The sequence below is a fragment of the Enterococcus sp. DIV1639a genome, assembly GCF_050530445.1.
In the GTDB taxonomy this organism is placed as follows: domain Bacteria; phylum Bacillota; class Bacilli; order Lactobacillales; family Enterococcaceae; genus Enterococcus_B; species Enterococcus_B hirae.
This window is the reverse complement of record NZ_CP172886.1, coordinates 2615039-2638187: the sequence shown is the minus strand read 5'-3', so window position 1 is coordinate 2638187 and position 23149 is coordinate 2615039. Positions and strand designations below refer to the sequence as shown.

The following is a 23149-nucleotide window of genomic DNA, read 5'->3' as shown; positions in this document are numbered from 1 at the left end:
CGTAAGACGATGACCTCACTGATTACAGGGCTAGTTTTTTGTAAAAAGATGAGAGGAAGAAAAGATTTACTCAATTTTTTTGATATTAGTATAGAAATGTTTTAACCTTTAAGTACAAGGATATTCTGTTTTCAAGATGTCTTTGATTACTATAGAGAGGAGAATAAGGAAATTCCTGATTCCAATAAGAAATGATAGATTGATTAAGAAAAATATGAAAATGAAAGGGAAATAGAATGGTTGAAATAGAAGAGAAGCAAATTCTAGTTTTGGGGTTGAAATCAGAAAGAGATAAGTTTATTCTCTCGTATTCAGATGAAAAGTTAACCCGAGAAAACTACATTGATACTTATAACAATAAAATAAAAGAAGCTATTTTACAGGAAGCTGAAAAATTGACCACTAAAGAGAGGTGGCAGAATTTTACCAAGAATTTATATTCCTATATTCCCATAAATATTAAAATGGATCCTATAGGGAAACATTATCTTCAATCTTTGCAAGAAAAAGAGAAAAATAAATTAGAAAATATTTATAAAGATGTACATATATTGAAGTTAAAAGAAAAATGTTTGTTCGAAAAAGATGGAGAAGTTATTTCCCCTATTTTACATGCCAAAAGAGGATGTAAAATAGGGATCGATGCTGCTATAAAAAATGCCAATACTCAATTATTTTTTGTTATAGACGGAATAAATATGCGGAATGTTGTTCATAAAAAAGATTTGTATAACCGAAGTATTACAAATAGAGAACTGAGATATATTTATCGTCATCGCTACGCTTTAGAGGGGAAAATCACATTTTTTTCTAATGGAAAACAATGTGAAGCACCTTGGGAAAAAGATCCGCAACTATGGAGTGAATACAAGCATTCCTCACAAAGCTTTATTTATAAATATAGAGATATAATTAGTAAAAAACAAGGCATGTTGAAGTCTGGAGAACATTCGAGTATAAAACAACCACTCAATCACTTAACGGAAAAGGCTATCAATGAACAGAAACACAGGAACAGTTTGTTATCTAATTCTAATGAAAATATAAAAATAAAACAAAACAAAGAGTTATCTAAAGAATAGTGAATTTACAGAAAAATCACACAAAAAAGATTGCCAGTTTCCCATTTTGCTATTAAACTGTTAGTAATGTTTTGAAGAAAGTTGGAATCTGATCGATGACTAATCAAGGAAAACCAGCAATGGAAAATTTAACACCTCAAGAAAAAATGGCTCGTGGCTCTGCTTGGATGACAGCTAGTAATATCATTTCCCGGTTACTCGGTGCGATCTACATTATCCCATGGTACGCATGGATGGGAGAGAATGCGAAAGCTGCCAATGGATTATTCAATATGGGCTACAATATTTATGCTTTGTTCCTACTGATTTCAACAGCTGGGATTCCGGCGGCGATCGCAAAGCAAACCGCTCGCTACAATTCATTAAATGAATATGGGACCTCTCGGCGTTTATTTATTCGAGCATTACAGATGATGGGTGTACTAGGACTCTTATTTTCATTATTTATGTATGTGGCTTCGCCTTGGCTCGCACATGCTTCTGGTGGCGGAGCAGAATTGATTCCAACGATGCGATCACTCAGTATCGCGGTACTTGTTTTTCCTTGTATGAGTGTTATACGAGGGTATTTCCAAGGAAACCAAGAAATGATGCCGTATGCACTTTCCCAAATCGTGGAACAAGTCGCACGGATCTTTTACATGTTGCTTGCGACCTTTATTATTATGAAAGTCATGAAAGGCGATTATGTCACAGCAGTTACTCAGTCGACTTTTGCTGCATTTATCGGAATGTTAGCAAGTATTTTGGTTTTGTTGTATTTTTTGAAAAAACAACAGGCGTATTCAGCGGCACGTGTCCAGTATAGTCATAACCAAGTCAACGTAGCGACAAAAGAATTGTTACTAGATACGATCAAAGAAGCGATTCCGTTTATTATTGTTGGGTCAGGAGTGACGATCTTTAAATTAGTAGATCAGTTTACCTTTATTAAAATCATGTCAGCAACGACTGAATATTCCAAAGATCAGTTATTGGATCTCTTTTCAATTTTCAGTGCAAACCCAGATAAATTGACGATGGTCGTGATTGCACTTGCTACTTCCATCGCTTCTACTGGATTGCCGTTGATCACCGAAGCGGTGACGATCAAAGATCATCGTGGTTTAGCGAAACTGACGAGTGGTAATTTACAATTGTTTTCGTTCTTTATGTTTCCTGCTACCTTTGGCGTTATCTTGCTAGCCTATCCTTTGAATACGTTGTTTTATGCACCTGATAAACTAGGAAGCCACGTATTGATCCAAGCCAGTTTTGTCGGTCTATTCCTAGGTCTATATATGCTAGTTTCCAATATGCTTCAAGGAATGTTTGAAAATGCCGCAGCGATCCGTTATCTTGCAATCGGTTTTGTCGTGAAGGTGATCTTGCAATATCCAGCGATTCGTCTGTTTGAAGTCTATGGTCCACTATTTGCGACGATGATCGGTTTTGCTGTTTCTTGCACGCTGATTTTAAAAAAAATGCGTCAAGTGGCACGTTTCAAACCAAGTTTTGTTTGGCGGAGAACGCTATTGATTTTTATTTTGACACTGATCATGCTGGCAGCAGCTGGGGTCACGAAATCTGTTTTCGGTTTATTCCTCAATCAAGATAGTAAAATTCAGTCATTGTTCTTGATTTTATTTGTAGCTGGTGTTGGCGGTACGGTGTACGCATACTTAGCGTTAAAAATTCGATTAGCTGAACGTCTTTTAGGACCAAGTATGGTTCGATTACGTCATCGATTAAGGATCAAGTAGTAAATAAAATTTGAAAAAAGAAGTTAGGAATAATGTCCCCCATTATCCCTTAACTTCTTTTTTCAATCAAAAGGAGAAGAAACATGCGATTAGACAAATTTTTAGCGGATGTCGGATTAGGCAGTCGCAAAGAAGTCAAGGCACTGATCAAAAAAGGGCACATCAAAGTGAACGATCAAACCATTAAAAGTGACAAATTCCAAGTAGATGAATGGAAGGATCAAGTGACTTATGAAGGCGAACAGTTCATTTACCAAAAAGATTTTTATTATATCCTCAATAAACCAGCTGGAGTAATTTCAGCCACTCAAGACAACTACGATCAAACAGTACTTGATCTATTCGATGATACTTCTTATCGGGAAGATCTTTTTCCTGTCGGGCGTTTAGATAAAGATACAGAAGGGTTATTGGTTGTGACAAATGATGGCGGTTTGGCGCACCGTTTACTTTCCCCAAAAAAACACGTCGAAAAAGAGTACTTCGCTGAAGTTAACGGTATCATGACCGAAGCCGATGTACAGGCATTTAGTCAAGGATTGACGATTGATGGTGGCGAAGAAACCAGACCTGCTCAGTTATCCATTGTTTCAGTCAATTCGGAAGATGAAACATCGGTGATTCGCTTGATCCTGCATGAAGGAAAATTCCATCAAGTCAAACGGATGGTCAAAGCCGTAGGAAAAGAAGTCACTTATCTTAAAAGAATCCGAATGGGGAATTTTCTGCTCCCAGAAGACTTGGCACTCGGCGAATACCGACCAATGACAGCTGCAGAAGTCAAGCAGTTAGAGGGAAAGGAAATGTAATCAAACAAAATACAATGAAGAAACAAAAGCCAGCTGGCCTGTTTTTAGGCTCATTGTCAAATGATAAAATGATAGTTAGGGTATCTTTGATAAGCTAAGTAAAAGACATCTTGAATCCTTCGATGAATTGGTTTGCCCAATTCATTCTAAAGGAGTTCAGGGTGTCTTTTCTTATTACAGCCGCATCGCTTTAGTTTATATAAAGCAATATACTTGCTGTTAACAAAAGAGTGAACAGAAGCAGTATAGGATTGATTGTCTGTTCCAAACTCCTGTTCAACTAATCGTGAGTATTGTCTATCTCAAAACGAATATAACTTGTACAGTAGCAACTTAAGTACCTACTAGAATATCAGTGATTTTCATTCTAATGAGCGGCTGATTTTTCTGCATGTTCGACTTCTTTATCTATACCTAACACCCTTTTTTATGCTCATTTCATCCGTGTTTATTTAGAAATTACTGCCATTAGCCAACGATTTTTTGAAAAAATTGATCGCTAAAATTGAACCTCTGCCTAATTTTGTTATCTATATTTTGTATCATTTTATCTATAATTTGTTTATTTATTCCTTTTGTTGTAAGCGCTATAATTGGCTTGTGAATGACACGAAAGGAGTTTTACGATGAAAAAAAGAAAGGGGTTAAATCATTTTTTTGCTAATCTATGGCGCTACAAAGCTTTAGTACTGATGGCTGTGCCGGGGATGCTATGGATGATTTTTTTCTTTTATATCCCAGTATTAGCAAACGTAGTAGCATTTAAAAACTTCCATATTTCTGCTGACGGGTTTTTAGCTAGTTTAAGAGAAAGCCCTTGGATTGGTTGGGAAAATTTCCGCTTCTTATTTACTTCTGATCAAGCTTTCTTGATCACTAAAAACACCATTTTATATAATGTTACTTTTATTCTTTTGAATTTATTGATTTCCGTTGTTTTTGCCATCATTATGAGTGAATTACGGAATAAACGACTGGTAAAAGTTTACCAAACAATGTCGTTACTTCCTTACTTTCTATCATGGGTCATCATTGGGTATTTTGTTTATGCCTTCTTGAGTCCTGACAAAGGAATCTTTAATCAGTGGATCACTGGGCATGGTGGAGAAGCGATCAACTGGTATAACGAACCGAAGTATTGGCCGTTTATTCTTGTCTTTATCGGCACGTGGAAAGGGATTGGCTATAACAGTATCATTTATTTTGCTTCTGTTATGGGGATCGATCCTACTTATTATGAAGCAGCGATGGTGGATGGTGCCAGCAAATGGCAACAAATCAAACATGTGACGATTCCACAATTGATTCCGTTGATGACGATCTTAACGATTCTAGCTGTCGGGAATATTTTCCGAGCAGACTTTGGTTTATTCTACAATATCCCGAGAAATTCCGGGGCACTTTATGATGTCACACAAGTATTGGATACTTACATTTATAATGGCTTGACCTCTACTGGTGACTTTGGAATGACAGCTGCAGCGGGATTGTATCAATCCGTTGTCGGGTTTGTTCTATTGATGATCACAAATACGATTGCTCGTCGTTTCGACAGCGAATCAGCATTGTTCTAGGGAGGAGAAAGAAATGAAAAAAAAGAAAGTCGAACGAGTACAGATTCGTTCATTTAACAAAACAACCAATTTTTTCTCTAACTTGTTGATCGCATTGTTTGCTCTTTCTTGCATCTTACCGTTTTTATTCGTGATTGCGATTTCTTTTACGAAAGAATCCGCTTTGACACAATATGGCTACAGTTTTTGGCCAAAAGAATTTAGTACATTTGGGTATACTTACTTATTCGGTCAAATGCAAGACAAGATTTTCCAAGCTTTATTTGTGACGATCCTTGTCACTGTTCTAGGGACTTTGATCAATAGTACAGCGACTTCTTTATACGCTTATGCGATTTCACGATCAAACTTCCCATTTCGGCGCTTCTTTACCGTATTTTGTTTGATCACGATGTTGTTCTCACCAGGGATGGTTGCGAACTATTTAGTAATGACGAATCTCTTGCAGTTAAAAGATACGATCTGGGCATTGATTTTGCCAATGGCGGTCAGCCCGTTCAATATCATCGTGATGCGAACGTTCTTCAAACGCTCGGTTTCAGATTCGATCATTGAATCTGCAAGAATTGATGGAGCTAGTGAGCTGCGAATCTTTGTGCAAATTGTTTTACCACTAGCAATTCCAGGGATTGCAACGATCAGTTTGTTTGCTGCCTTAGGGTATTGGAATGATTGGTTTAATGCGTTGCTTTATATTCAAGATGATAAACTGGTTCCTTTGCAATATTTATTGATGAAGATCCAAAGCAATATTCAATATTTGACACAAAATTCAGGAGCGGGCAGTCAATTGACAGGCGGACTTGCTTCTGTTCCGGGAGAATCAGCTCGAATGGCGATCGTCGTGATTTCTACTTTACCGATTGCGATCAGCTATCCATTCTTCCAGAAACATTTTGTTAAAGGATTAACGATTGGTGGAGTAAAAGAGTAATGCAATAAAAATATAAAACAATTTAGGAGGAAGAAAAATGAAGTTATGGAAGAAATTAGCCTTTACTGGCGTTTCTGCAATGATGGTTGGAACATTGGCAGCCTGCGGATCGGGGACAAAAGAAAAAGCTGAAGCAAGTGATTCAACAACCCTTCAAATGTATCAAATCGGTGATAAACCAGAGAATTTCGATCAGTTAATGGATATTGCAAATAAACGGATCGAAGATAAAATCGGAGTTAAAGTCAACATCAACTACATCGGTTGGGGCGATTACGAGAAGAAAATGAATGTCATTATCTCTTCTGGTGAAAACTACGATATTGCCTTTGCCAACAACTATGTATCAAATGCGCAAAAGGGTGCATTTACTGATTTGACAGAATTAGCACCAAAATATGCGAAAGAAGCGTATGATTCTTTAGATGAAGCGTATATCAAAGGAAATTTAGTTAACGGAAAATTGTATGCCTTTCCAGTAAATGGCAATGTGTTTGCCCAACAAGTGTTGACTTTCAACAAGCCGTTATTAGACAAATACAATTTATCGATTGATGGGATCGAATCTTATCAAGATGCGGAAAAAGTGTTACAAGAATTCCATAAAAAAGACCCAAATACAGCTGCTTTTGCGATTGGACAAGGATTTAAAGTCCAAGGAGATTTCGATTATCCATTAGGGAATACATTACCATTTGCAGTTGATTTGAACGGCGATGACACTAAGATCATCAATCAATACGACAACAAAACGTTTATCGAATTATTACGTACGATGCACAGCTGGTATAAACAAGGATTGATTCCTAGCGATGCTGCTACTAGTAATAAAGATTACCCACTTGAAGGGAATACTTGGTTAATGCGTGGCGAAACGCAAGGACCATACGATTATGGCGATACGATCTTGACTAATGCAGCGAAACAAGAATTGGTTTCAAAAGCAATCACTGTTCCATTGAAGTCAACTGGACAAGCACAAATGGCCAACTTTGTCGTATCAAATACCTCTAAAAACAAAGAAAAATCAGTTGAATTTTTAGGTTTATTAAATAGCGATCCAGAATTATTGAATGGTTTAGTTTGGGGTATCGAAGGCGAAGCATGGAAAAAAGATGGCGATGACAAGATCAAATTATTAGATGGGTACCAACCAAACATGCACATGTCTGCTTGGAATACCGGTAACAATGAAATCTTATACACACAAGATACGATCACAGATGAAATGATCGCTGAAAGAGATAAATCAATCGAAGAAGCAAAAACTTCTCCAATCTTAGGCTTTAGTTTCAATACAGATAGCGTAAAAACAGAACTAAGTAATATCTCAAATGTCATGAATCAATACCTAGATGGATTAAATACTGGGACAGTTGATCCTGATGAAACATTACCAAAACTAAAAGATGCTTTGAACAGAGCAGGTTATGACAAAGTATTAACAGAAATGCAAAAACAATATGATGCATTTCGTAAGGAAAGTAAATAATTCAAGGAACTGAATCAGTTTCTAGAAAGAAGCAGAACTTTTTCCGAAATTTGCATGTCGAATTTTTGGAGAGTTCTGCTTTTTGATTAGTGTCCGAAGAAATGAAAGAAAAGCAACCAAGTAGCTAAAAGTTCATTAGGCTTTTTATCAAACTGGTTCTTTTACTTTTTTACTACTCTTGTATAATGAAAGGGAATACAATGTTTTTTATGGAGGGAATCGTATGTTAGGTAAAGCACTAGAAACATTATTTATCAGAGTGTGGGTGGTCATGAAATTAACTTTTTATTTTTGGATCTATACACTGATGGGAGCCATCGTATTAGGGATTGGACCTGCTTATAAAACAGTCAACGAATTGTTTTATCTTTATGGTTTTGAATATAAAGAGATTACGTTTAAGCGAGGGTGGGAAACATTTAAACAAACATTTGTCCGTGGGAATGTGTTGTTTGGTTTATTTTTAGCGGGGACATTTTTGCTTGGCTATAATTTATACTTATCTGTTCAAATTCAAGGCATTCTTTTTTTGATTACTGATTTTATCCTGATTTTTAGTTTACTTTATATTTACTCCACTTATCAGTATAGCTTGATTTTAGATAGTGAATACGAAATTTCGATTCCTAACCTACTTAAGTTAAGTTTTGTTTCAGGCTTTTCCAGTTTTTCGACCTTTTTGAAATTGTTGATTGGCGGAGGCATTATTTTTTGGCTAACTTGGAATTATAAAGGACTGATTCTCTTTGGTGTGATTGGCTTATTGACTGTTTGGAATGGGCTGGTAACCAAACAATGGCGGGAAAAACTGGATATGCAGTTAGAAAGCTATGAATAAATGGCGTATTTTATTTTCACAAGGAACACTTCTGAATCGTCTTTTCCGAAAATATGCGCTCGTCCTGATTTTATTAACAACGGTGGCGACTGCTATCATCAGTGTTCATACGTGGGTACAAACGCAAGAGCAAGCCAAGCGAACGACAAGTGAGGCGTTACAAAGTACCAGTCGTACACTGAACGATAAAACGACACTAAGTAAAATCATTAAAGACCAATTGTTGGGGAACTCTGATAAAATCGAGAATGCGACTACTTATCTGACAAAACCGATCAATGAATATTTGATGTACGCTTATGATCAACAACAAAAAACGACCGATTTTGTCTCTTTTCCTTATCTAATGAGAGATATTTATGTCAGCTATGAGGAAGTCAGCTCCGTCTATGTTGTTTTCAGTCAATTGCCTGAGTATCTGGAATCTTCTAGAGCAAATAAAGGTGGGGTGATTAAAAGTGGTACGCCTAAATTGACAGATGCGTTTTATATCAAAATGTCGATCACGCAAGGTGGAAGCGAAGTCGGGAGCATGTTCGTCGGTTTTGAAAAAGCGGAATTGGATGCGGCATTAAAGAGTTTGAATACCTTTAGCGGCTTATCATTGTATATGATCTCTGGTACCACCAACCGTTTATACACATTCCATGATCAAGGAATGACAAAGGATAAACTAGCAACCCAAGAACAATTGATTACAACCAGCCTTCAAGAAAATTCCACTTTGCCACTGATAAACCTTGAAAAAAATAATTTCATCCAGTACCAACAATTACCCGATGATTACCGGATATTGGCTACTTTAGATCGTTCGATGGTTAGACGAGCGGTTATCCAAGATTTAGCACCATTGATTTTCGGTGTATTTCTATTAGATGTCAGTCTGTTATTCTTTTTATACCAAACCTTCAAGCGCTATTCGCAACAAGTAGATCTCGTGATGGATGCAATGAATGAAACGGCCAAAGGGAATTTGGAGACGCGGATCGATACGACCCAAACGGAATATGAATTAAAAGACCTTTCTATAGGGATCAATGAGATGTTGGATAGCATCAACCAATATGTTGAAGATATCTATAAATTGGAAATCAAACAGCAAGATGCCCACATGCGTGCATTACAAGCACAAATCAACCCTCATTTTCTCTATAACACGTTAGAATATATTCGAATGTATGCGTTAAGTGAAGGCAGCGAAGAATTGGCAGATGTGGTGTATGCTTTTTCGGCCTTGTTGCGAAACAATACTAATCAAGAAAAGACGATCAGTTTAAAGGAAGAACTGGACTTTTGCGAAAAATATGTCTATTTATATCAGATGCGTTACCCCAACCGGATCGCCTATCATTTTTCCATTGATCCATCATTAGCAAGTATCGAAGTACCGAAGTTTGTGATTCAACCATTGATCGAAAATTATTTTAAACATGGGGTCGATTTTACACGTTTTGATAATGCCTTAAGCGTGAAAGTGTTTCGTGAAGGGCAGCGAGTCCAGATTATTGTGAAGGATAACGGCAAAGGGATCACACCGGAACGCTTAGCAGAGATCGAATCAAGATTGGCGCATCCTAAAGTCGAATTGTACCAATCGATTGGATTGCAAAATGTGAATGAACGTTTGCGTGCTAGTTTTGGACATAGTTATCAGATGAAGCTAAGTACCAATCAAGAAGGAGGATTGTCTGTCACTATTACATTTAAAGAAAAGGGGTAGGAACATGTACCGAGTGTTATTAGTCGACGATGAATATATGATCTTGGCAGGGTTGCAAAAAATTGTTGATTGGGCAAGTTTGGGATTTCAGGTAGTCGCAACGGCAGAAAACGCGATGCAAGGATTGTCTGTTTTAGAAAATCAATCCATTGATTTAGTTATAACAGATGTCACGATGCCCGAAATGAATGGTTTAGAATTTATCGAGGCGGCTCAAAAGGAACATCATGCGTTTGAATTTATGATTCTTTCTGGTTATCAGGAATTTGATTATTTAAAAAGTGGGATGCAATTAGGGGCCATCAATTACTTGATGAAGCCAGTTAATAAAACCGAACTGATTGCTAGTTTAACCAAAGTGAAGCAGCAATTAGATCATCAAATTGAACAGAAAAACCAGCAAGAAATCTATCAAGAAGTCCTTTTTAGTCAGTGGCTCAATGAAGAATTAGATGAAGTGAGTGAAGAAGAGATTTTAGACAAAATCGGAGGGAAACAACGAAGAGTTTTACTCGCTCAAGTGTCTAGATCCGTCGGGAAATCAGTGAATCAGTGGCTGAAAAACCACCAAGAACTTTTTTATTATCAACGAAACTTTGGAGACATGGAACGCTTTACTTTGTTGCTGGAAGAAGCGTCAGTTTCTGCATTTTGCCGCTTCATTCAAGAGAAGAGTATGGAAGAAAACTGGTTGATCAGTATTGGAGATGAAACAGCAGATCCTGATAAAATCCCTGAGAGTTATCAACATGCCAAAGATAATTTACAACTGCATCAATTCTACGGTGAAAAAGACCAACATATCTTTTTTGCCGAACAAGAAGCAGCAAAAGAACAGGCAATTGATTTTTCTTCGTTTAATCGTGTGTTGAAAAGCGGGCAATTGGCTAGTGCCCAACAAATGATCACTCAATTTTTTGATCAATTCCAAACTGCTGTGATGACACCGGATGATATCCGTCATTTTAGTTTTTTGTTGTTTATGGATATCCACCGGGAATTGATTCGGCTAGAAGACGATGAATATTTAAAAGGGATTCAACAGATCAATCAAGCAAAAACAGTCCAAGAACTGCATCAACTCTTACTATCTTTGATCAAGGAACAGCAAAAACAAGTCCGATATAGCGAGAATGTCGAACGAGTGATGACGATCTTACACGAACACTACCGAGAACCTTTAACCTTGAAAGAAGTTTCAGAAAGCCTGCATTTGAATGTGATGTATTTGGGGCAATTATTCAAAAAAGAAACGAAAAAAAGTTTTTCAACTTATTTAAATCATCTCAGAATGGAACAAGCGAAATGGTTGCTGCTGCATAGCAATCAAAATATCAATGAAATTTCTAGTGAGATCGGCTACAACAACACAACCTATTTTTCAAAGTTGTTCAAAAAAATCGTCGGCAAGTCACCAAAAGAATATCGTGAAAAGAATGGAATGATCGTATAAAATCAGCTACTGTGGTTCAGAGAAAAGTGCTCATTACCCTCATCAAGTAAATCCAAGGTGCCGCATGTCTTGAAGCTTGTTTAAATTAGTATAATTCGGTACAATTTTTCTAGATGATGTCTAGAATTTTGAAAGAAAGCGAGCATGAAACTTTCTTTTTTCTGGTTGGTGAAAAGAGGATGCAGGATGGATTTTTTACGTAAATATGGATTTTATTTTTTATTGTCAGGAGTAGTAAGTGATTTTCTGACGCCGTATGTTTTAGGGATTTTTTATCCCAAACTTAATCAAATGACTGCTGTGATCAGTCTTTTTGGGGATGTTGGTAGTCCCGTACGAAAAGCATTTTTGATTTGGTCGGTCATATCTGGCTGCTTGTATGTTTTGGCAATGCCAGCGTTATATCAAGCTTTTGTTACTACTTCAAAACCACTTGCTTTATTAGTGACAGCTGCCATCGGTCTATATGGTGTTACAGATTGTATTTTTACCGGGTTATTTAGTGTGGACACGAACGAAACTTCTTGGAATTTTTCGACTTGGATCCACAATCTTGGTTCAGGGATTGGGTATGGTGGATTTATTTTGTTCCCTTTATTTGTTTTCTTATTGTATCGCAAAATGGGCGATGCGCAATTAACTCAATCGTTTTTTATTTTACTAGTTGCCAGCTTGGTTTTTGCAGGAATTTATGGCGCAGCACGTATTCCCGGATTAAATCAATTGCCGGTTTTGAATCAGTTAGGTTTTTGTCAACGGATCAGTTTCTTCTTTAATTATTTACCAATTGTGTGGTTAAGTATCTTACACATTAGGGCATAGCGGACTGTAGCCCTAACTAAATGCTGGAAATTAGTAAAACTGATTGAAACCACAGGACAAATGTGTCAGACTAAACCTTGACCGCACATCGTGATGTGCAAATGTATATCGTAGGGGAGTCTAATGAAAGACATGAGAAATATCAAATTAACGATCGAATATGATGGGAAACGTTACTCAGGCTGGCAACGTCTGGGAGATGACGATAAAACGATCCAAGGCAAAATCGAAGCAATCATCTCACAGATGACTGGAGAAAAAATGGAGATCATTGGATCGGGGCGCACGGATTCTGGGACACATGCCAGAGGACAAGTGGCAAACTTTAAAACGACTTCTCAAATGAGTCGTAATGAAATGCTAACTTTTCTCAACCGCTATCTACCAAGAGATATCGTGATCAAGAAAGTGGAAGAAATGCCTGAACGCTTTCATGCTCGATACAATGCGACAGGGAAAAAATATAGCTATTATGTGTGGAATAATCCCATTCCAACTGTTTTTGAACGAAATCATAGTTTCTATTTTCCGCAAGAACTAGACCTGGAAAAAATGAATGAAGCTTGTCAAAAATTAATGGGAAGTCATGATTTTATCGGTTTTTCTGCCTTGAAAAAATCAAAAAAATCAACAGTTCGTACGATCCATGAACTCTCAATCGAACAAGAAGGCGGCATGTTGCACTTTACCTTTGTGGGCAATGGCTTTTTGTATAAGATGGTTCGGATCTTGATGGGTACACTCTTGGAAATCGGTACAGGAAAGTTACCTGTTTCGGCGATTGATGATATTTTTGAGAATAAAGTAAGACAACAGGCAGGAGAAACCGTGCCGGCACATGGTTTATTTTTAGACGAAGTGTATTACCAATAAACATTCATATCAAATAGAACAAACTGAGAGAGTCGTTTGATTGCCTGTAGCAGGCAAAAGAATGGCTGTCTCAGTTTTTTTGAGTAGCCTACTCTCTCCCACGACTCCTCTAAGCGGTCTATTCGCAATTTCGCTAGTTTCGTGATACATTCAGGACGAATTTACATAATTGACCAAGAAGTGAGGGGAAAAGTGGTGGAGCAAGAACTAGCAGAATTATACAATCTCATTTTAAACCCTAATACCCGTGAATGGGAACGGACATTGTTGATCCAAGCGAAAAACCAAGTAGGGGAAAGAAAACAAAGAAAAGAAATCCTTGAAATGATTGAAGTCTCTTTACGACCACTAGCACTTCGGGGGAATTTGACGCCTGACGTGATGGACTTTTATTTGAAGATCACCCATGATCCGATGGGACAAGTGTCTTACGACTTTGCGAAACACCAGATCACCGATGAACGCTATCAAGAAAAATCCGTCTTTGCCGGGGGCTGTTTCTGGTGCTTAGTCGAACCGTTTGAAACACGGCAAGGGATTATTTCCGTGTTGTCCGGATATACTGGCGGGGAGGTCGAACATCCTAACTATGACCAAGTTAGCAGTGGCACGACTGGGCATGTGGAAGCAGTGGAGATTATTTTTGATCGGCGAATGATAAACTATGAAGAACTATTAGCGATTTTTTGGCAAGTCACCGATCCAACAGATGCCTTTGGACAGTTTCAGGATCGTGGGAATCAATACCGCTCCATCATTTTTGTAGAAAATGAAGAACAAAAAATACTAGCAGAAAAATCCAAGCAACAAGTGATCGCTTCGCATCAGTTTGCGGAACCAATCGTCACACAGATCAAGCCAGCAACAACCTTTTGGCCTGCTGAAAATTATCATCAACAATTTTACAAAAAACAACAAAAACGTTATAAGAAGATCAAGAAGTCTCATCAACAATTTTTATTTTTTAAGCGGGCAAAGAAAAAATGGTCTGGGGGAGACAAATAAGTAATCGTGTAAGTGGAAGATGTTCTGTAAAAATCAGTCATTCCCTTAAAATTGCTAGAAGATTTAATAACGATTAAAATCTAATAATACTTTTAAGTAAGCGCTGTTGATTAAGTGGTACACTTATTTGAGAAACCTCTCTCAAATAAAAGAAAGAAGGTACCTATGATGAAGAAAAGGCGTTTATTGGTTTTTAGTGTTCTTTTTGTATTTTCAGTATTTTCAATATTTTCAACATTTTTTGTGGTCTATACTTATGAAAAATCAGAAAGCACCCAAACAATTATCACTGAAAGCAAACAGCATTTACTAGACAATGTGGTGGCAAAACAACGTAACAATCGAGTAAATTTGTTGGATTCGGGGTCAGGCATTTCTGCTTCTGAAAATAGTAGACCGCCAAAAGATTTTATTGATGTTTCCTCACATAATGGTTATTTATCTGTCGAAGCATATGAAACAATGAAAAACTATGGGATCACAGGTGTAGTAGTTAAGTTAACAGAAGGGGATTCTTATAGGAACCCGCTGGCCCCTGAACAAGTTGCGAATGCTATCCAGGCGGGGTTGAAAGTGAGTGTCTATCATTATGCTTGGTTTAATTATGCAGAAGACACCGAAAAAGAAGCCCACTATTTATTAGCCTATCTAAAAGAATTAAATTTACCTTATTCTACTGTAGTTGTGAACGATAGTGAAAATCCTCAAATGAATCTAGCAAGAGCAACTGAAAATGCGCAAGTGTTTAGTCAGGCCATTCAAGCAGCTGGTTTTTCCCAGGTGGTTCATTATTCCAATCTTTCATGGTTTACGAATGGAACTTTAGACTTGGATGTCTTAGGAAAAGAGAACTGCTGGGTAGCACAATGGCCTCAGAATCCTTCAGAAAACGAACTTTTACATACAGAAAAAGCTGCTTGGCAATGGGCAAGTGATTTATACTTTCCAGAATTTACCGAAAAACAATTCGATATCAACGCCGATTACCTAGGGATATTTACCAAATGATCCATGGTGATGATTGAGGCTAAAGAGGATTTTTGTTAGTAATTCGCCAACGATAAGCGTATAATGCACATAGAACGATAGTTATCAAAAACGAAATACACGTACGCATACTAGGAAAAAGAAGTGACGAGTCGCATTTTTTGAAAGCGTATACTTGTTTAGGAGGAGAAGAATATATGTATGTAGCAAATCAGCAGCGATATGAAAAAATGACGTATCGAAAAACTGGAAAATCTGGGTTGAGATTGCCTTTGCTGTCTTTAGGATTATGGCAAAACTTTGGTGATTATGATCCTATAAGTAATCAACGGGAAATTTTACGTGGCGCCTTTGATATGGGGATCACACATTTTGATTTAGCCAATAACTATGGTGGTCCAGCAGGAGCAGCAGAGAAAAACTTCGGTCGGATCTTTAAAGAAGATTTTCAAACGTATCGTGATGAAATGATTATTTCAACCAAAGCGGGTTATCACATGTGGGAAGGGCCTTATGGGGAATGGGGTTCCCGTAAATCGATCATTGCTAGTTGTGATCAAAGCCTCAAACGGATGGGGTTAGATTACGTAGATATCTTCTATCATCATCGTCCTGATCCAGATACACCTTTGGAAGAAACGGCAGAAGCGCTTATGCAATTAGTTCGTCAAGGGAAAACACTGTATATTGGGATCTCTAACTACAACGGGGAAGACACGAAGAAAATGTCTGCTATCTTACGTGAAATGAACGCTCCATTTATTATCCACCAAATGCGTTACAATATGTTTTCAAGAGAGTTATTAGAAGAAGATTTAGCACCTGTTTTAGAAGAGACCGGTCTGGGAGCTATTACTTTTAGTCCTTTAGCGCAAGGGTTATTAACTAAACGCTATTTACATGGGATTCCAGAAGATTCTCGAGCCCATCGTAAAGAAATTCCTTTTCTATCAGAAGATCAAGTGACACCTACATTGGGTAAGATCAAGCAATTACAGGATTTAGCTGATTTGCGTGGACAGACGTTAGCACAAATGGCTTTAGCATGGAATCTACGACAAGAGTCAGTTACCAGTGTGCTTGTAGGCGCTAGTCGACTTAGTCAATTAGAAGAAAGTGTTCGGATGATGGATAATCTTTCCTTCTCACCTGAAGAAGAACAGAAAATTGAACAAATCTTAGGACACTAATGAAAGCTGTTTTTTCCTTTTTCTCAGAAAAATAACGTAAAGGAGGAGTTGCCATGGCTCATCAAGATTACGTTCATCTGAAAACAATTGATACAGATATTCGTTCATTTATTTTACAAAAAAATAAGAAACTGACCATAGAGTCCCAAATCCCTTTTATTACTTTTATGAATTATCATTTTGAGTATATAAAAGAAAAAATCATTCAAGACCAGAATGAAACAAAAAAAATTAATCAAGAAATGCTAGAGCAGTTGAAAAATAAGCAAATCATTAGTCAAAATTTAAATACAACGATCAATCAAAAAGCGACTTTTGGTCAAAAATCAGCAGATGCAATTGCCAAGTTTGGTGGTAGTTGGCCGTTTATCTTTCTCTTTGTAGTGGTTTTAGGTAGTTGGATCTTGTTGAATACGTTACATTTTTTTGGCCTATCATTTGATCAATATCCGTTCATTCTTTTGAACTTAGTGCTTTCTTGTTTAGCTGCTATCCAAGCACCGATCATAATGATGAGTCAAAATAGACAAGCAGCTAGAGATCGGATAGCAGCCGACCATGATTATCAAACAAACCTAAAAGCTGAGTTAGAAATTAGTTTGTTGCATGAAAAAATCGATTATTTGATGTCACAGCAATGGCAACAAATGCTGGAATTACAACAATTACAAATTGAGTTATTAACCCAATTAAATGAAAAATTCCAAGAAACGACAAAAAGTGAATAGTAGGACAAGCAGTTGAAAATAAGCTGGAATTCGCACAAAGGAGTCATTTTTGCGAAACTACGGCTTATTTTTTTTGATACCATGAATGAGCTACACAAATTTATCAGAGAAATGATCAACGTTTGCACACTAATTTTAGTGTGCAAAGAAAAAAGAAGTGTGCATCTATACAGTGTCCTCTTGAAAGCGTTAGCACGACAAGGGATTAAAGCGCTTTAAAAGTTGGCACGGTAATTGCTTTATATAAAAGTGTAAGATACAAGAAAGGGAAGTGTAGAAAATGGAAAAGAAAACAATCATGCTTGTATGCTCAGCTGGAATGAGTACTAGTTTATTAGTAACAAAAATGCAAAAAGCGGCAGAAGAAAAAGGAATCGAGGCTGATATCTTTGCAGTATCTGCTTCAGATGCAGACAATCAATTAGAATCAAAAAATGTAGACGTTTTACTTTTAGGTCCACAAGTACGTTTTATGCAAAATCAATTTGCTGAAAAATTAGCACCAAAAGGAATTCCTTTAGATGTAATCAATATGCAAGATTACGGAATGATGAACGGTGCCAAAGTATTAGAACAAGCAGAATCATTAATCAATAAATAATGGAGGAAACCAACAATGCAAGAGCAAAAAAATCTTGAAGCAATCATGGGTTTGATCATGTTTGGCGGAAATGCAAAAAGCGATGCAATGGAAGCGATTGCTGCAGCGAAAAAAGGAGATTTTGAGTTAGCTGATGCAAAAATCAAAGATGCGGAAGAATCTTTAGTGCAAGCTCATCACTCTCAAACAGAAATGTTAACACAAGAAGCACAAGGTAATCATATGGAAGTGACTTTATTAACGGTTCACAGCCAAGACCATCTGATGACTTCGATTGCATTTACAGATCTAGCAAAAGAAATCATTGATTTATATCGACGTTTAGATGCTTAAAGTAAACTGGTGAAATAGAAAAGAGGAAAGAAACATGGATAAATTTGTTGCATTTATGGAGAAACATTTTATACCTGTGGCATCAAAAATTGGTGCTCAACGTCATTTAGTAGCGATTCGTGATTCATTTATGGTCAGTATGCCTTTGATGATTTTAGGTGCGTTAGCAGTAATGATCAATAACTTGCCTATTCCTGGTTTCCAAGAATTAATGAATAAAATTTTTGGTGGCGAAGCTTGGAAAGGATTTGGCGCAGCTGCTTGGAATGGTACATTTGCGATTCTTTCAGTTTTGATCGCCTTTCTACTTGCTTATCATTTGGCAAATGGTTATCGTAAAGACGGCGTTTCTGCTGGAGTAATTTCTTTAGGTTCATTCTTCGCATTAGGCGGAGCGTTGGGCATGAGCTCAAATGGTTTATTTATTGCAATTATTGTTGGGATTATTTCAACAGAAATCTTTGTTCGTTTAAGTGGAAATGAAAAATTAATCATCAAAATGCCTGATGGCGTGCCACCAGCTGTAGCTAAAGCCTTTGCTTCATTATTACCTGCAATGATCACGATCTCATTCTTTGCTTTGATTGCTGCGATCTTTGCTGCATTTGGTGTAGATGATATCGTAGGCGCGTTTTATACAATTGTCCAAGAACCATTCATGGGACTAGCCAATTCTTATCCTTCAGCTTTGTTGTTAGCATTCATTACACCATTCTTATGGTTCTTTGGATTACACGGAGCAAATATGGTAGACCCTTTGATGCAAACAATCAATGCACCAGCAATCGAAGCGAATGTTAATGCGATTGCTGCTGGTCATAGCGCACCATACATTGTAAACAAACCTTTCTTTGATAGCTTTGTCAACTTAGGTGGTACAGGGGCAACATTAGGTCTGTTACTAGCGATTTATTTAGTGGGACGTAGAAATAAACCTTATATGGTTGTTACGAACTTGTCGATCGCACCAGGTGTTTTCAATATCAATGAACCAACAATGTTTGGTTTACCAATCGTATTGAACCCAATTATGTTTATTCCGTTTATTTTAACCCCAATGGTTTTAGTATCTGTTGCTTATTTTGCTACTGCTACCGGACTAGTTCCAGCTGCAACGGTGATGCCACCATGGGTAACACCACCAGTAATCGGTGGGGTATTAGCAACAAAAAGTATCGCTGGCGGTGTCTTAGCTGCTATCAACTTAATCTTATCTGTCTTGATTTACCTACCATTTGTGAAAGTAGCGACAGTTCAAGAAAAAAGAAAAGAAGCATTAAACGGCTAAAAGCACATAAAGGAAAGAAACAGCACATACAATCAAAAGTAGCTATTCTTTAGTGAAAAGATCTTGTTTCGTTTAATGAGCGATCAAAAAAACCAGTTGTCTGACAGAGGTCATGACAACTGTTTTTTTTTGGATAAATGGCTCAAGGATTGCTTTCTTTTTTATTAGTGAAAAAGAAGGATAAAAGGAGGTTTTTTTGGAGTTTAAAAAAAACCATTTCGATAACAAGCGTGCTATAATAGTGCAAATGTATAGGGGAGTGAAAGGACGAAATGAAAGGTTATGAGTTGGTTAAGATCAGAGAAAGACCTGAATGGTTGGAACAGGCAGCGCAATGGTTTACGTCAAAATGGCATCTTCCGCTTTCCTTTTACCAAGAGAGCATGGAAGATTCTCTTCAATCATCTAACGCTGTTCCTCAATGGTATATAGTCGTGACGTCAGAACAAAAAATTATCGCTGGAGCAGGGGTCATCGCGAATGATTTTCATGATCGCCCAGATTTGACTCCGAATGTTTGTGCGTTGTTTGTTGAAAAAGAGTATCGTAATCAAGGAATTGCCAAAGAGATTTTATCATTTATTCGAGAGGATATGGGAGCGCTTGGGATTTCGCAGCTCTATGTAGCGACTGACCATACAGGTTTTTATGAAAGATATGAGTGGGAATATCTGACGACGGTACAAGATAATGAAGGGATCCCGGTTTATTTATATCAACTAGCGATTTTTACAACGTGATCGGAGTTGATTACTCAAAAGGGTTCTTTATCTGATCAGTAATCTTTTGTTTCTGGTGAGCAATGCCAAGAAAAATCGGAAATTGTTTCTTGATGCTATTTTTGTTGGTATATTGGTTATTCGAGTATTATTAGTGGACGGTCCCATTTTTTAGCTTCAAAAAAATTCCAGGAGCAATAGAAAGTTCTATCAGTCCTGGAATTTAGAATGGTTGATTTGTTGGAAAAGCATGAATGAGCTCGCTGTCCTAAATAGGCGTTCCGTCTTTTTACCGAAAAATTAGGAAGCTTTCTTATTCATTCTTTTTTTCGCTCTTTTTTTGTTTTTTTTTCTCGTCATAGATGAAGACATTACGTACTATTTTCAAAATAGGTCGTGCAGTCAAAAAGATCGCTCCTACTAGATAACAATAGGTACTATAACGGTCTGGAATATCTGTTAACAACGCTACGCTTCCAAAAATATAAAAAATCCCTGTTAATAAATCAACTGCAAGAGACAATAATGTATAGCGGTTCTGGAAATAAAGACGAAAACGTTGTCCAGCAATTTCGATATCTTCTTCTTTCCCAATATCTATTTCATGGCTTTTTCGTTTTATTTCTGGCATCTCTCACTCACCTATCTGTGAACAAAGCTAAGGTTTCAAAACAACTTTGATATTTTTATCTTCTTTTTTGTCAAAAATCTCGTATGCTCGGGCAGCATCAGCTAAAGGCATCGCATGTGTGATGATTTGGGTTGGATCGAACAGACCCGCAGCAATCATCTCGTAAATTTTAGGCATCAAATGAACGATCGGTGCCTGACCATGCTTCACTGTGATATCTCTCATGAAAAATTCTTGTAGTGGGTACGAAGAAGCTGGGGTCATATAAACACCAGTGATTTGTACGGTTCCAAATTTTTTGACGGCTTGCGCAGCCATTTGGATCGGTGAAATCGTCCCGCTTTGCAAACTAACGAGATTCTTAGCTTTTTCTTTCACTGGTTCCAAGCCATCCATCCCTACACAATCAATGATGACATCAGCGCCACCTTTTGCTAATTCGTAAAGTTCTTTCCCAGCAGACTGAGTATCTTCTAACAAATAAGTTTCTACATGATTGTAACGAGCGGCTTTATCAATACGATGTTGGACCGGATCGACAGCAATCACTCGCTCTGCTCCTGCCATAGCGGCAAATTTTTGTGCAAACAACCCAACTGGTCCTGACCCTAAGACCACTACAGTATCGCCTTTTTTTACGTTGGCATTTTGAACGCTCCAATAAGCAGTTGGAAGGATATCAGATAAGAAAAGGACTTTTTCGTCTGCAAGATCATTGTCAGGTACGATAAACGAAGTGCTATCAGCAAACGGTACCCGAAGATACTCAGCTTGACCACCCCAATGATTCCCATTTAAACGGCCAAAGCCAAATAAACCACCATAAAGTTGATCTGGATTTGAGCGATCACATTGACTTTCCATCTCATGGGTACAGAAATGACAATGCCCACAACTAATATTAAAAGGAATAACGACCCGCTGTCCCTTTTTTAGTTTTTTTACTGCAGGACCTACTTCTTCAACAATCCCCATTGGTTCATGACCAACGACATATCCTTTTTCTAAGACAGCCTCCCCATGATGATAGAGGTGAAGATCCGATCCGCAAATCGCAGTAGCGGTAATTCGAATAATAGCATCTGTCGGTTCCACGATTTTTGGATCATCTACGTTTCTGATTTCCATTTTTTGTTTTCCTTGCCAGGTAACAGCTTTCATGAAATAAAACTCCTTTCTTCAAACCCTATAACATGTCATTTTTTGAACGAACAGCTAATTTCATTCTAAAGGAGGAGCTGGCTTTTGAGTAGTGAAACGCTTTTAGTAAAGGGAAAATCACTTTAAAATAACTGGTGTATTATTTGGTTTACATTGAGAAGCTTTATAGTTAGAAGTATAATTAAAGTATGTTGATTTCTTAGGTTAAGTAAATAACAGATTAAAAAATAGATCAAAAGGGAGGTTATTTGTGATAAAAGAAAAAAAGGGAGAACAAATCAGAAAACTGATGGTCACATTTGCTTGTTCAGTGACTTTGTTTGTGATTATTTCCGTAGGAATCATTCAAGTGACGTTTTTTGATCAGGCGTATTTACTCGGTCAAATCGAAAAAACAAAGTATAGCGAATTGGTCCTCGCAGAAGCTGCTCAGAATTTTCGGAAAGAAAACACAGAAGAAAGTGAATTTTCAGAGGTCGTTGCAACGGCACTTTCACCAAGTTTTGTCGAAGAAGCCCTTCGACCATTTATCCAACATACATATGAAGAAACAAATTATGAGCTAAGAGACAGCAATGAGGTGAGTGAGAAAATTGCTCAAGCGGTGGCTACAGTTGCAACAAAAAAACAACTGACTATCGATAAAGAGGAGAAAAATAAAATCGAGACAATGATCTTTATTTACATGTATCACTTCCAAAGTGCATTAGGTGATCGATACTTGACTATTTTTATCGAAAACATCGTGTCTGCTCGAAAAATAGTGGTACCTCTTTTTTACATCTGTCTGGGTCTATTGGCGTTTTGGCTAGTCTATTTATATCGGTTAATTAACAAAACACCCTTTTCTTTCCTGCGTTACGGTATGTTTATTTTGGGAACGACTGGAAGTATGTTTTGTGTTTTAGCAGGATTGCTTTATATACAAGACGTTTTACATAATATAGCTTTTCATTCACAAGCGACTTTACAATTAATGACACATTACGTGCAAGATCTACTGATGTATCCAGCGATTATTGGGGGCATTCTTTTGTTTTGTGCTGTATTATTCGGTGGGGGAAGTAAGCTTCTGCAGAAACGGCAAAGTAAAAAGTGGCTGAAAACTGGAAGCAGTACCTTAAAAAAAGCCTAAGATAATAGCTAAATAAAAATCATTCGTTGAAT

The 23149-nt window shown here is 37.3% G+C and carries 22 protein-coding genes; 20 read left to right on the top strand and 2 right to left on the bottom strand.

Annotated features, from left to right (window positions below):
- Positions 1-236: 236 nt before the first annotated feature.
- The 19 genes from IGJ32_RS12120 to IGJ32_RS12030 all read left to right on the top strand — a co-directional run bounded on the left by IGJ32_RS12120 (position 237) and on the right by IGJ32_RS12030 (position 20211).
- Complete coding sequence (locus tag IGJ32_RS12120) at positions 237-1082, top strand: hypothetical protein (RefSeq protein ID WP_096709858.1); 846 nt, start codon at positions 237-239, stop codon at positions 1080-1082.
- Positions 1083-1177: 95 nt separating this feature from the next.
- Positions 1178-2824 carry a putative polysaccharide biosynthesis protein gene (locus IGJ32_RS12115; protein ID WP_373169223.1) on the top strand — a complete coding sequence of 549 codons (1647 nt, stop codon included), beginning with the start codon at positions 1178-1180 and terminating at the stop codon, positions 2822-2824.
- A gap of 83 nt (positions 2825-2907) precedes the next feature.
- Entirely contained in the window at positions 2908-3633 is a 726-nt protein-coding gene (locus IGJ32_RS12110) for a pseudouridine synthase (protein ID WP_126342956.1), read from the top strand.
- 626 nt (positions 3634-4259) lie between these two features.
- Positions 4260-5207 carry an ABC transporter permease gene (locus tag IGJ32_RS12105; protein ID WP_373169224.1) on the top strand — a complete coding sequence of 316 codons (948 nt, stop codon included), beginning with the start codon at positions 4260-4262 and terminating at the stop codon, positions 5205-5207.
- Positions 5208-5220: 13 nt separating this feature from the next.
- A complete protein-coding gene (locus IGJ32_RS12100) occupies positions 5221-6141 on the top strand; it encodes a carbohydrate ABC transporter permease (RefSeq protein WP_010721014.1) in 921 nt (306 codons plus the stop codon).
- 37 nt (positions 6142-6178) lie between these two features.
- Positions 6179-7633 carry an ABC transporter substrate-binding protein gene (locus tag IGJ32_RS12095; RefSeq protein WP_010721013.1) on the top strand — a complete coding sequence of 485 codons (1455 nt, stop codon included), beginning with the start codon at positions 6179-6181 and terminating at the stop codon, positions 7631-7633.
- A 223-nt stretch (positions 7634-7856) separates the two neighbouring features.
- Positions 7857-8471 (top strand): YesL family protein, encoded by a 615-nt coding sequence (locus IGJ32_RS12090; protein ID WP_010721012.1) that lies wholly within the window; start codon positions 7857-7859, stop codon positions 8469-8471.
- On the top strand, positions 8464-10191 hold the full coding sequence (locus IGJ32_RS12085; protein WP_034700488.1) for a sensor histidine kinase: 1728 nt from the start codon (positions 8464-8466) through the stop codon (positions 10189-10191). Before IGJ32_RS12090 ends, IGJ32_RS12085 begins: the two co-directional genes overlap by 8 nt.
- Positions 10192-10195: 4 nt before the next feature.
- Positions 10196-11644 carry a response regulator transcription factor gene (locus tag IGJ32_RS12080; protein WP_034867981.1) on the top strand — a complete coding sequence of 483 codons (1449 nt, stop codon included), beginning with the start codon at positions 10196-10198 and terminating at the stop codon, positions 11642-11644.
- Between the two features lie 186 nt (positions 11645-11830).
- The gene (locus tag IGJ32_RS12075; RefSeq protein WP_010721009.1) at positions 11831-12466 is read left to right on the top strand and encodes a DUF998 domain-containing protein; all 636 of its coding nucleotides are present in this window, start codon (positions 11831-11833) and stop codon (positions 12464-12466) included.
- A 132-nt stretch (positions 12467-12598) separates the two neighbouring features.
- Positions 12599-13339, top strand: a complete 741-nt coding sequence (gene truA / locus IGJ32_RS12070; RefSeq protein ID WP_207414521.1) for a tRNA pseudouridine(38-40) synthase TruA — start codon at positions 12599-12601, stop codon at positions 13337-13339.
- 192 nt (positions 13340-13531) lie between these two features.
- Complete coding sequence (gene msrA, locus IGJ32_RS12065) at positions 13532-14344, top strand: peptide-methionine (S)-S-oxide reductase MsrA (protein WP_373169225.1); 813 nt, start codon at positions 13532-13534, stop codon at positions 14342-14344.
- Positions 14345-14512: 168 nt separating this feature from the next.
- Entirely contained in the window at positions 14513-15352 is an 840-nt protein-coding gene (locus IGJ32_RS12060) for a GH25 family lysozyme (RefSeq protein ID WP_342082027.1), read from the top strand.
- Between the two features lie 176 nt (positions 15353-15528).
- The gene (locus tag IGJ32_RS12055; protein WP_010721005.1) at positions 15529-16521 is read left to right on the top strand and encodes an aldo/keto reductase; all 993 of its coding nucleotides are present in this window, start codon (positions 15529-15531) and stop codon (positions 16519-16521) included.
- Positions 16522-16574: 53 nt separating this feature from the next.
- Positions 16575-17249 carry a DUF1003 domain-containing protein gene (locus IGJ32_RS12050; protein WP_161652357.1) on the top strand — a complete coding sequence of 225 codons (675 nt, stop codon included), beginning with the start codon at positions 16575-16577 and terminating at the stop codon, positions 17247-17249.
- Between the two features lie 280 nt (positions 17250-17529).
- Positions 17530-17850, top strand: a complete 321-nt coding sequence (locus IGJ32_RS12045) for a PTS sugar transporter subunit IIB (protein WP_010721003.1) — start codon at positions 17530-17532, stop codon at positions 17848-17850.
- A gap of 15 nt (positions 17851-17865) precedes the next feature.
- On the top strand, positions 17866-18183 hold the full coding sequence (locus tag IGJ32_RS12040) for a PTS lactose/cellobiose transporter subunit IIA (RefSeq protein ID WP_010721002.1): 318 nt from the start codon (positions 17866-17868) through the stop codon (positions 18181-18183).
- Between the two features lie 34 nt (positions 18184-18217).
- The gene (locus IGJ32_RS12035; RefSeq protein ID WP_010721001.1) at positions 18218-19471 is read left to right on the top strand and encodes a PTS sugar transporter subunit IIC; all 1254 of its coding nucleotides are present in this window, start codon (positions 18218-18220) and stop codon (positions 19469-19471) included.
- 272 nt (positions 19472-19743) lie between these two features.
- Positions 19744-20211, top strand: coding sequence for a GNAT family N-acetyltransferase (locus IGJ32_RS12030; RefSeq protein WP_010721000.1), 468 nt, complete (start codon positions 19744-19746; stop codon positions 20209-20211).
- Positions 20212-20503: 292 nt separating this feature from the next.
- On the opposite strand, the gene IGJ32_RS12025 is transcribed toward IGJ32_RS12030, so the two are convergent.
- A complete protein-coding gene (locus tag IGJ32_RS12025; protein ID WP_010720999.1) occupies positions 20504-20821 on the bottom strand; it encodes a YrhK family protein in 318 nt (105 codons plus the stop codon).
- A 27-nt stretch (positions 20822-20848) separates the two neighbouring features.
- Entirely contained in the window at positions 20849-21982 is a 1134-nt protein-coding gene (locus IGJ32_RS12020; RefSeq protein ID WP_096708678.1) for an alcohol dehydrogenase catalytic domain-containing protein, read from the bottom strand.
- A 250-nt stretch (positions 21983-22232) separates the two neighbouring features.
- Here IGJ32_RS12020 and IGJ32_RS12015 point away from each other — a divergent pair, with 250 nt between their 5' ends.
- Positions 22233-23117, top strand: a complete 885-nt coding sequence (locus IGJ32_RS12015) for a hypothetical protein (RefSeq protein WP_373169226.1) — start codon at positions 22233-22235, stop codon at positions 23115-23117.
- Positions 23118-23149 lie beyond the last annotated feature (32 nt).